This window comes from Acidithiobacillus concretivorus (assembly GCF_018853445.1).
GTDB classification, from domain to species: Bacteria; Pseudomonadota; Gammaproteobacteria; order Acidithiobacillales; family Acidithiobacillaceae; genus Acidithiobacillus; species Acidithiobacillus concretivorus.
Map to the genome: position 1 here is coordinate 1 of NZ_JABELD010000111.1, position 9,713 is coordinate 9,713.

At 55.2% G+C, this 9,713-nt stretch carries 11 protein-coding genes and 1 pseudogene; 6 read left to right on the forward strand and 6 right to left on the reverse strand.

Going from position 1 to position 9,713, the window contains the following annotated elements:
* Positions 1–108: 108 nt before the first annotated feature.
* Complete coding sequence (locus tag HJG40_RS12255; RefSeq protein ID WP_215864457.1) at positions 109–1,023, reverse strand: porin; 915 nt, start codon at positions 1,021–1,023, stop codon at positions 109–111.
* Between the two features lie 550 nt (positions 1,024–1,573).
* Between HJG40_RS12255 and HJG40_RS12260 the strand changes: the two genes are divergently transcribed.
* Together HJG40_RS12260 and hemN are read left to right on the forward strand one after the other, a co-directional pair.
* Positions 1,574–2,506 carry a LysR family transcriptional regulator gene (locus HJG40_RS12260; protein ID WP_215864458.1) on the forward strand — a complete coding sequence of 311 codons (933 nt, stop codon included), beginning with the start codon at positions 1,574–1,576 and terminating at the stop codon, positions 2,504–2,506.
* A gap of 36 nt (positions 2,507–2,542) precedes the next feature.
* Positions 2,543–3,934 carry an oxygen-independent coproporphyrinogen III oxidase gene (hemN, locus tag HJG40_RS12265; protein WP_215864459.1) on the forward strand — a complete coding sequence of 464 codons (1,392 nt, stop codon included), beginning with the start codon at positions 2,543–2,545 and terminating at the stop codon, positions 3,932–3,934.
* Here the strand turns inward: hemN and HJG40_RS12270 are convergent.
* Together HJG40_RS12270 and HJG40_RS12275 are read right to left on the reverse strand one after the other, a co-directional pair.
* Complete coding sequence (locus tag HJG40_RS12270) at positions 3,916–4,266, reverse strand: ArsC family reductase (protein ID WP_215864460.1); 351 nt, start codon at positions 4,264–4,266, stop codon at positions 3,916–3,918. The two genes, hemN and HJG40_RS12270, sit on opposite strands and share 19 nt — an antisense overlap.
* The gene (locus tag HJG40_RS12275; RefSeq protein ID WP_215864461.1) at positions 4,263–5,405 is read right to left on the reverse strand and encodes a class I SAM-dependent methyltransferase; all 1,143 of its coding nucleotides are present in this window, start codon (positions 5,403–5,405) and stop codon (positions 4,263–4,265) included. The genes HJG40_RS12270 and HJG40_RS12275 overlap by 4 nt, the downstream gene beginning before the upstream one ends.
* 9 nt (positions 5,406–5,414) lie before the next feature.
* Here HJG40_RS12275 and HJG40_RS12280 point away from each other — a divergent pair, with 9 nt between their 5' ends.
* Genes HJG40_RS12280 through rimO form a run of 3 tightly spaced genes read left to right on the forward strand, consistent with a single transcriptional unit; the run spans position 5,415 to position 7,877 of the window.
* Positions 5,415–6,155, forward strand: coding sequence for a pteridine reductase (locus HJG40_RS12280; protein ID WP_215864462.1), 741 nt, complete (start codon positions 5,415–5,417; stop codon positions 6,153–6,155).
* A gap of 4 nt (positions 6,156–6,159) precedes the next feature.
* Positions 6,160–6,537, forward strand: a complete 378-nt coding sequence (locus HJG40_RS12285; RefSeq protein WP_215864463.1) for a NifU family protein — start codon at positions 6,160–6,162, stop codon at positions 6,535–6,537.
* A complete protein-coding gene (rimO, locus tag HJG40_RS12290) occupies positions 6,534–7,877 on the forward strand; it encodes a 30S ribosomal protein S12 methylthiotransferase RimO (RefSeq protein ID WP_215864464.1) in 1,344 nt (447 codons plus the stop codon). The genes HJG40_RS12285 and rimO overlap by 4 nt, the downstream gene beginning before the upstream one ends.
* Here rimO and folB read toward each other — a convergent pair.
* A complete protein-coding gene (gene folB / locus HJG40_RS12295) occupies positions 7,874–8,227 on the reverse strand; it encodes a dihydroneopterin aldolase (protein WP_215864465.1) in 354 nt (117 codons plus the stop codon). The two genes, rimO and folB, sit on opposite strands and share 4 nt — an antisense overlap.
* A 72-nt stretch (positions 8,228–8,299) precedes the next feature.
* Between folB and plsY the strand changes: the two genes are divergently transcribed.
* Complete coding sequence (gene plsY / locus HJG40_RS12300; protein WP_215864466.1) at positions 8,300–8,896, forward strand: glycerol-3-phosphate 1-O-acyltransferase PlsY; 597 nt, start codon at positions 8,300–8,302, stop codon at positions 8,894–8,896.
* On the opposite strand, the gene HJG40_RS12305 is transcribed toward plsY, so the two are convergent.
* Positions 8,893–9,423, reverse strand: coding sequence for a tetratricopeptide repeat protein (locus HJG40_RS12305; RefSeq protein ID WP_215864467.1), 531 nt, complete (start codon positions 9,421–9,423; stop codon positions 8,893–8,895). The two genes, plsY and HJG40_RS12305, sit on opposite strands and share 4 nt — an antisense overlap.
* A pseudogene (locus HJG40_RS12310) lies at positions 9,420–9,713 on the reverse strand (tRNA (adenosine(37)-N6)-threonylcarbamoyltransferase complex transferase subunit TsaD); the annotation flags it as partial. The gene HJG40_RS12305 and the pseudogene HJG40_RS12310, both read right to left, overlap by 4 nt.

Genomic DNA, 9,713 nt, shown 5'->3' on the forward strand with positions numbered 1-9,713 from the left:
CACCACTGCGATATTCTGGAGACCGGAAACGATTCATACCGGTTCAAAAAACGTCGCACCCACCCCCTTTAAAACTGGTCAAAAATAGACGCTGTTACCTGGTCATTTTTAAACGCTGTTTGACAGACGGGAAACATTAGCCCCGACATAAGCGCCCTCAATAGAAAAGGGTCCGGCTACAGCAGCCGTTTCCAGAGTATATTGAAACTGTGAACTGGGATTGCTGACATAAGTTTCCAGCAGTTTGGTGGAAGCTACACTGGTTTCCGGACGCGTGGAATACAAGGCCGCTGCATTCTGCTGGCCAAAGCCGGTGTAATTCAGATTAGCGCCAAAATAAAGATCGCTTCCTTCGCTGTGCACGGGAACATAAGTCGCACGACCACTGATGGTGTAAATGCCACTCTGATTGGTGTTGCTGGATTTCGTGCTCAGAGCGGTGGTCTTGTTGGTTCCACTACGCACAATACCACCATAGCTGGTCACTTGTTTTTCATCCAGGGCATTCATAAATCCGCCCAGACCCAGCATCCAGTTATCCCCATGAGTGGTGAACTTCAGACCCATGCGCCGGTCACCGTAGGCATCCAGAGCTTCCAGTAGTGGACGCTCCATCATGACATTATCGTTGGAGCTGTTGAGCTGATCCATACTGAAAAAGGTTTTGGATTGTCCCAGGGTAATGGTTGAATTTGGCAGCCCCAAATAGGTGAAATAACCATCCTTGAAACCTGCAGCGCCTGAATCAGTAAATTCATACTGGAATTTGAAACCCCATTCCCTGGCAATATTTCCACTAGTAAAAATGCGGGCCCGTCGAAATTTAGCCCCTGCCGATCCTTCAATGGGATTATTGAAGTAAGTCGCATAATCCGCTTGAATACGCCCGCCTAAATTCAGGCTGAAATCATCATTTTTTTCCTTGGCGAGACTGGAACTCAGCAGCGATTTGTCATCTGCATGAGCCAATGGACTCAAGGCGAATGCTGCCAGAATGGATAGTAACAGATATTTTTTCTTCATTTTCACACTCCCTCAGTAGTTAAACACTGACAAGAGCGCAAAACAAAGATAGACCCTCCCGAATCGTCAGGGGGACTCATATATAGCCACGCTCTTGGCACTGTCTTTTATTAAATTATGGAAAGCATGATATGCGAGAATTGTGACACTATGATGACAGTATGATGACGGTTTTATGACATTCTTTAAATGTTATTGTAGACCTACACAATGCATATTAAACCCCTATGCGTTGGGCCCAAATTGCCAAAAAAATCTGTTAGCTGGCATGGTGCTGTCAATCTCAAAACGGCCGTCGGCCGGGAAGCTTTGTAGCGACTTTGGCCCGCGCCGTTGTTGTTCTTGGTGAAATCCTGCGCCCGTCAGGAGAGCTGTCTGAGCCCAAAGGGCGAGTTCTCTCCTGACAGCAGGATGAGCCTTAGAACAACAGGCAAGGGACGTTGGAGCAAAAAGCTTCTCGGCCGACGGCCGTTTTGAGCATTTATTCATATTGCAGGACGCGAAGATCGTGGGACAATGCGTTCTGGAAACCTCCTGAATCGAGCCTGTCATGCCCATTGAAATTCGTCACCTGCGCACCATAGAAGCTGTCGCCCAGTTTGGCAGTCTGGCTGCCGCAGCCCAACGCCTGCATTTGACCCAGTCTGCTCTGTCCCATCAGCTCCGTGGCCTGGAGGCGGAATTTGGTGTCAATATTCTGGACCGCGAACGGGGCAGCCAATTGCGCCTCAGCCCAGCCGGCGAAGAATTGCTGGCGGCGGCGCGGGAAGTCCTGCCTCGCGTGCGGCAGTTGCAGGAAGAACTTAAACGTCGGGCACTGGGCAACAGTGGACGACTGCGCATTGCGGTGGAATGTCATACCTGCTTTGACTGGCTGACCCCGGCCATGGATCGTTTCCGGGAAAACTGGCCGGACGTTGAAATGGACCTGGTTTCCGGTTTTCAACAGGACCCTCTGCCCCTCCTGCAAAGTCATCAGGCTGACCTGACCGTACTGACCGCCCCCGATGCCATGGCTGCGGACATCACCCTGCATCCCCTGTTTGCCTACGAAGTGGTCGCTCTGGTCAATCCTCGCCACGCCCTGGCCAACAAGCCTTATCTGGAGCCCGCCGATTTTCTGGAGGAAACGCTCATCACCTATCCGGTGGAAGATCGACGTTTGGATTTATTCCGGGAGTTTCTGCAACCCGCTGGTATCCAGCCCTGGCGCCGACGTCACGCCGAACTGACGGTTATTATCCTGCAACTGGTCGCCTCCGGTCAGGGTATTGCCGCTCTGCCTTCCTGGGCGGTGGGAAGCTACGGAGAAAAAGGGTATGTGCACGCTCTGCCACTGGGTCCTCAGGGCCTCTGGCAAACTTTGCAGGCAGCCACTACAGCTGAGCAGTCGGAACAAGATCACATGCGCGCCTTTCTGGAAGAAATTCGGGCCAGTGTGGCTGCAAATCTGCTTGGAGTAAAAGATATTCAGGGCGTATGATCTGATAATTCTTCCCGTCAGATAGAGGGTGTTCCCATGCCTACCGTTCCCGAACAAAGTGTGATTGTCGATTCCGATCTCATCCGTCGTTACGATCAAGCGGGGCCGCGCTATACCTCTTATCCGACAGCGCCGCACTTTCACACCGATTTTGACGAGACCGATCTGATCAGGGCACTGCAGGCGTCCAACCTTCAGGCCCGGCCACTGTCCCTGTATTTTCATATTCCTTTTTGTGAGCACCTCTGTTTTTATTGCGCCTGCACCAAGGTAGTCACCCGTCATCACGAATGGGGCGGCCCTTATGTCGCGCGCCTGGAAAAAGAAATGGCGTTGTATCTCAACCATCTGGATGCCAGCCGTCCGGTAGAGCAGCTGCATTTTGGCGGTGGCACCCCCACCTTTTTACGTCAGAATGACCTGACTACTCTGCTGGACAGTATTCATCGGCATTTTCAGCTCCTGCCCGATGACCAGGGAGAATATGGTGTTGAAATTGATCCCCGTGCTCTGGAACCGGGCACCCTCAAGCTCCTCTGGGAATTTGGCTTTAATCGCATCAGTATTGGTGTGCAGGATCTGGATGTTGCCGTGCAAAAAGCCGTACATCGGGAACAAAGTCTGGAACTGTTAGCTGAAGTGATGGCTGAGGCCAGATCCCTGGGTTTTCGCTCCATCAGTCTGGATTTGATTTATGGATTGCCGTTACAAACTCCGGAAAGTTTTGCGCGCACCCTGGAGGCAGTCATCACCATCCGCCCCAATCGATTATCGGTATTCAATTACGCCCATCTCCCCGAACGCTTTCCACCGCAGCGGCGCATTCGGGAGACGGATATTCCCTCTCCCGAAAACAAGCTGCGCATTCTGGCGGAAAGTATCTCAACACTGCAGCAAGCCGGATATGTATACATTGGCATGGATCATTTCGCCTTACCCGAAGACGAGCTGACCCTGGCCCAACGGGAAGGAAGCCTCTATCGTAATTTCCAGGGCTATTCCACCCATGCGGGAAGTGACCTGCTTGCCTTCGGCATGAGCGCCATTGCCATGGTCGGCACCAATTACAGCCAGAATATCAAAGATCTGGATGCCTGGGGAGACCGGCTGGATCATGGTCATCTTCCTGTGGAAAAGGGCATACGCCTGCATGAAGAAGACCTGCTGCGCCGTCATATCATCAACCGGCTGACCTGCGATTTTCGCCTGGATTTTGCAGCATTAAAGCAGCAATACGGCGTCCAGTTCAGGATACATTTTAGCGATTGCCTGCCCGCCCTGAAGCAACTGGAACAGGATGGACTGATTCAGATGGATACAGAAAAGTTGCAGGTAACCCCGCAAGGTCACCTCCTGATCCGTCATGTCTGTATGATTTTTGATGCTTACCTGCCACAAAAGTCGGTACGTTACTCCCGGGTCATCTGAAGCCAGCGTTCTGGATCAAAGCCCAGCACGCCCTGATCGCCGCTCATGAGAATGGGGCGACGAATCAGGCTGGGCTGCGCCATCATCAAGGCAAAAGCAGCGTCTGCATCCTGGCAGTCACGTGCGGCTTCGGGCAAACGCCGCCAGGTCGTCCCCTTGCGATTAATCAGCGCTTCCCAGCCCCACAGCGTCGCCCAATGCTGCAAATCCGCCAAAACCACCCCGGCTTTTTTGTAATCATGAAAATCGTAAGACCAGCCTTGCGCGTTCAACCAGGCAAAAGCTTTTTTCATGGTATCGCAATTGCGAATACCGTAAATGGTTATCGTCATATTTTTTCTCTCTTTTTCAAAATCAACACCTTAAAGCTTTCGCCCATTTCCTGAGGCATGGTCAGTCGCTTGATTTCATTATTTAATGCGAAAAGGGCTGCGACCTCCTGCCCGGCGGCCATCTGTGTATAGACGTCGGCAAGACCATGTTCCACCAGAAAACGGGCGAGATTTCCGTAAAAATCCACTTCCAGACCAAGCGCTGGCGCAACCTGCATTAACGCGCTGAAATTCACATGGGCGGTCAGATCACATAATCCCGGCCAATAAAATGGATCATCCAGCCAGTGTTGGCGATAATAGGCGCGTAAACTGCCCGACTGGCGCTGGGGATGATAATACTCTCCCGCCTCATGACCGTAATCTATCAGTATCAGCGCCCCAGACTGCAGGCAATTCGCCACTTCCCGCAACCAGGCGGTGGCCAGGGGGTGCAGTTCGGTGCGGTAATGTTCAGGCCACTGCGCCATCAGCGGCAGCAGACCGGGGTCGAGGGCTTCGGCGGCATAAGGCTCCGGCATCCAGGCCCATTCCGGCCCCTCCCCATTCCAACCCACAGCCCGCTCCCGCAACACGCCCTGATCATCTTTTTCGACGACCACTACCGGCATGGCATCCAGCACTTCATTGGCCAGCATGACGCCGCGCCAGTGCGCGGGTAGCTGCTGCAGATGATTGACTGCAGGAAGCATTGCCCGTTGCTGTGCCTGTAGATCGGGGCTGAGTTCCAGCACCGTATAGGGGAACATCGGCAGGCATTGCTGAATTTGTTGCGCCAGAAAGCCACGCCCTGCGCCAAATTCAAGTATACCGTCACCACGCGCATCCGTTTGTAGCAACGGGGCCAGCACTTGTGCCAACACACTGCCCAGCACCGAGCCCATTTCCGGGGCAGTCACAAAATCGCCGTCGGCACCCAGGCGGTTTTGCCCAGCCATGTAATATCCCAAACCAGGGGTATACAGCGCCATCTCCATGTAGCGACGAAAACAAATGACGCCACCTGCAGCCTGGATTTCGGCACGAATCCGCTCCAGCAAAAGCGCCGAATGCGCTTGCGCGGCAGCATCCGGAATCGGCAGTCTGGCCTTGCGCCCTCCTTGGGAATGGGTTAAAAAATCAGGACGCTCTGCGCGCATGGAATCCTCTTGAAAGCTACCGAAAAAGTTGTTCTGGTCACCGGCGCCGCCCGCAGGGTGGGGGCCGCCATCGCCCGAAATCTGGCCGCCGAAGGCTGCCAGCTGGTCCTGCATTATAGGCGATCCCGCAGTGATGCCGAAGCCCTGGCTGCCGAACTGCGCCATCAATACCGTACAGAATGTTTGTTGATTGCCGGGGATCTAGCCGCCGTGGCTTTTCCTGCCCAGCTGATTGCCGCCAGCGTGGAGCATTTCGGCCGCCTGGACGGCCTCGTCAATAACGCCTCCATTTATCAATCCAGTCCTTTTGAGCAAATCACGCCAGAGGACTGGCAGCGAATGGAGGCCATTCATTTGCGTGCCCCCCTGTTCCTGACCCAGGCAGCAGCCCCCCATTTACGCCGCAGTCATGGAGCCGTGGTCAACATTGGTGATATTCATGGAGAGATTCCCCTGCGATCTTATTTGCCATACAGCGTCACTAAAGCGGGGCTACTGGCGCTGACCCGCTCCCTGGCCAAAGAACTGGGTCCAGATATTCGCGTCAACAGCGTTTCTCCAGGCGTAGTACTCTGGGCAGAAAACCAGGACCCTCCAGATGGAGATAAACAGGCACTGCTGGAGCGCAACGCCCTGAAGCGGGTCGGGAATCCTCAGGATATCGCCTCGGCGGTGGCTTATCTGCTGTTTGACGCCCAATACACCACCGGCCATAACCTCGTCGTCGATGGCGGGCGCATGTTATATTGACGCCATGAATAACAAAGCCCCCATCCGCTTTTACAGCGAAGAAGAACTGGATGCTCTGGAAGAGCAGGACCCACTAGCCGCAGCCAAAATTGCCCATGCCCAGGCCATGGCCGCCCGTGGACTGGACCGGCAGAAGCGCTATGGTCCGGATGATCCTCTGCCCGACCCCGAAGCGGTTGCCGAAGCCGTGCAAACCGTGCGCCGTATTCTCATGCGCGACGGCGGCGATATTGAATTGGTAGACATTATCCAGCGTGATGTCCGGGTGCGCATGAAAGGCGCCTGCGCGGGCTGTCCCAACGCGGTCATTGATCTCAAACAGGTGGTGGAACGCATTGTCGGTGCTGTCCCCGGAGTCGTCAGCGTGAGTAATACCTTTTGAACAATCCTTCCAGCAAAACCCCGAAAGTCGGCTTCGTCAGCCTCGGCTGTCCCAAAGCCACCGTGGACAGCGAGCGTATTCTTACTCAGTTGCGGGCTGAGGGCTACCTGTTGGTAGGCGATTACGCCGACGCCGATGTGGTGGTGGTCAACACCTGCGGCTTCATTGACGCAGCGGTGACAGAATCGCTGGAAGCCATTGGCGAAGCCCTAAATGAAAATGGCAAGGTGGTCGTCACCGGTTGCCTGGGAGCAAAAGATAACGGCGACTTTATCCGCAATGTGCATCCCAAGGTGCTGGCCGTTACGGGTCCCCAGCAGTCTGGCGCGGTACTGGAGGCCATTCACACCGCACTGCCGCCGCTGCATGATCCCTATACCGATCTGGTTCCTCCCCATGGCCTGCGCCTGACTCCGGCGCACTACGCTTACCTGAAAATTTCCGAAGGCTGCAATCAGTCCTGCAGTTTCTGCATTATTCCCAGCATGCGTGGCAAACTGGTCAGCCGCGAACCCGGTGATATTCTGCGAGAAGCCGAAGCTCTGGTTTCTGGCGGCGTCCAGGAATTGCTGGTGATTTCCCAGGACACCGGAGCTTACGGCGTCGACCGCAAATATCGCACAGCATTCCATGATGGTCGCCCCATCAAAACCCGGATCACCGATCTGTGTGCGGCGCTGGGAGAGTTGGGTGCCTGGGTGCGTTTGCACTATGTGTATCCCTATCCCCATATTGATGAACTGCTACCGCTCATGGCAGAGGGAAAAATCCTGCCTTATCTGGATGCCCCCCTGCAGCATGGCAGCCCCCGGATTCTCAAGGCCATGCGCCGCCCTGCTGCTGCTGAAAAAACTCTGGAGCGTATTGCCCATTGGCGGCAGCAGGTGCCTGATTTGACCATCCGCAGCACTTTTATTGTCGGCTTTCCCGGTGAAACCGAAGCCGAATTTTCAGAACTGCTGGATTTTCTGCGTGTTGCCGAACTGGACCGGGTGGGCTGTTTTGCCTACTCTCCGGTCGAAGGCGCGCCCGCCAACGCCCTGCCCGGTGCCGTTCCGGAAGCAGTCAGGGAAGAACGTCGCGCCGAATTCATGCGGGTGCAGGAAAGCATCAGCCGTGCGCGGCTCCAGCGGCATGTGGGTCAGCGTCGTGAGGTGCTGGTAGATGCCCTGGAACGCGGGGGCCGGGCCATAGCCCGCTCTGTCAGCGATGCGCCGGAAATAGATGGCGTGGTCCACCTGAGTAATGCCGGCGGTCTCAAGGTCGGTGACCGCCTGGCCGTGCAAATCACTCGTGCAGACGACCACGACCTGTACGCCGACTGCTTCAGCCTGGGTTAATCCGTACCCCTTTCTATACGCACTCCCACATCCCGGGTACCCCGCACCGCTGCCGGTTTATGCACTGTCACCTGTACCCAACGCGCAGCAAATTCACCCCGGATAATATCGGCAATCTGCTCGGCCAGTGTTTCCACCAACTCCACTTCAGCAGCACTGATGTGACTAACCAGGCGTTGACAGACCGTCTGATAATTGATGGTTTGCTCCACCTTGTCAGACTGGGCGGCAGCATGGGTGTCGGCGGCAATTTCCAGATCAATCAAAACGGTCTGCTTGACCTGCCGCTCCCAGTCATAAATACCGATGCGGGTATCAACTTTCAGTTCCCGCACAAAAAGAATATCCATAGTCATCCCGAAAAGTGCGACAAGGCGTCGCGTCTGGGCCTATAATAGCGCTTTTCCAGGCCAACGCACTGCATGTCTGTCATTATTGATATTGTTTTCATAGTGGGTGCCTACCTGATCGGCTCTATCGCGACCGCCATTCTGGTAGGTCGTGCCATGGGCCTGGGTGATCCTCGGCAATCCGGATCCGGAAATCCGGGAGCGACCAACATTCTGCGCATCGGCGGCAAAAAAGCCGCCGCACTGACGCTTTGCGGCGATCTGATCAAAGGCGTCATTCCCATTGTGGTCGCCCGATGGCTGGGTGCGGAAGGCTGGATTCTGGCCGCCGTCGCACTGGCGACTTTTCTCGGCCATTTGTATCCCGTTTATTTTGGATTTCGGGGGGGGAAGGGGGTGGCTACGGCCATGGGTATCCTGCTGGCGCTGATGCCTTTACTGGGATTATCGGTGCTGGGTGTATGGATAGTGGTTTTTGCCGTCACGCGGGTGTCCTCCATTGCCGCGCTACTGGCCGCCATCAGCGCGGTACCCCTTGTTTTTGCTTTGTCTGCCAGCAACAGTCTGCGTGCCCTGATTATCGTGCTGGTTATCCTGATCCTCTGGCGGCATCGCAGCAATATTCAGCGCCTGATCGATGGCCGCGAAACACCCTTCAAAAAACACTAATCGCGGATATTCCATTCCTGCATGCGTTCGTCTATCCATTGCGCGAGCTTTTCGGCAGGACGGAATCCCGGTGCCAAATGCTGTGCTTCCTGAGCAGCGGCCAGGGCACGGCGCATGCTGCCCTGATGCAGGTAATAGCGCGCCAGATTCATTTGCGCCAGATGCGGCGCATCAAAATGCCGGGATTTGAGCGCCCGCCGAATCACAAAAAGAGCCTCATTTTCCCGTCCGGTATCCATGAGGTATTCGCCAAGATCATTCCAGGCCTGCCCCCACTCTGCGTCACAGGCGATGGCCCGTCGGCAGGCGGCAATTGCGCCATGACTGTCGCCCGCTGCCGCCAGTGCCCAGGCATAAAACGTCCAGATCAATGCGCTGTCAGGATCCGCGTCCAGTGAACGCCTGAAGGCCTCTGCAGCTTCTTCGGGATGACCGGTCTGCTGCCAATCCAGACCTTGCTGAAAATCCGGATCGACAGCGGCACGTTCTTCAACCACCGTATCCAGAGAAAAAGATTCACCCGTCATGTTTCCTCCTTGACCAGCGACCAACGCGCCCGAACTGGGAAATCAGCACTGGCAGACTGGGCCATTTCAGGATGCAAGGCACCAGCCAGGGCAATCATTGCGGCATTATCCGTACAATGGGCCAAATCGGCGATACATAATTCTATACCCTCTGCAGCCAGGGTTTGCAAAGCACTGCGCAAGGCGCGATTGGCTCCCACCCCGCCCGCCACAATCAAACGCTTCAGACCGGTGTGTTGCAAGGCGCGCTGGCATTTCCGAAACAGGGTATCGACCACCGCCTGCTGAAA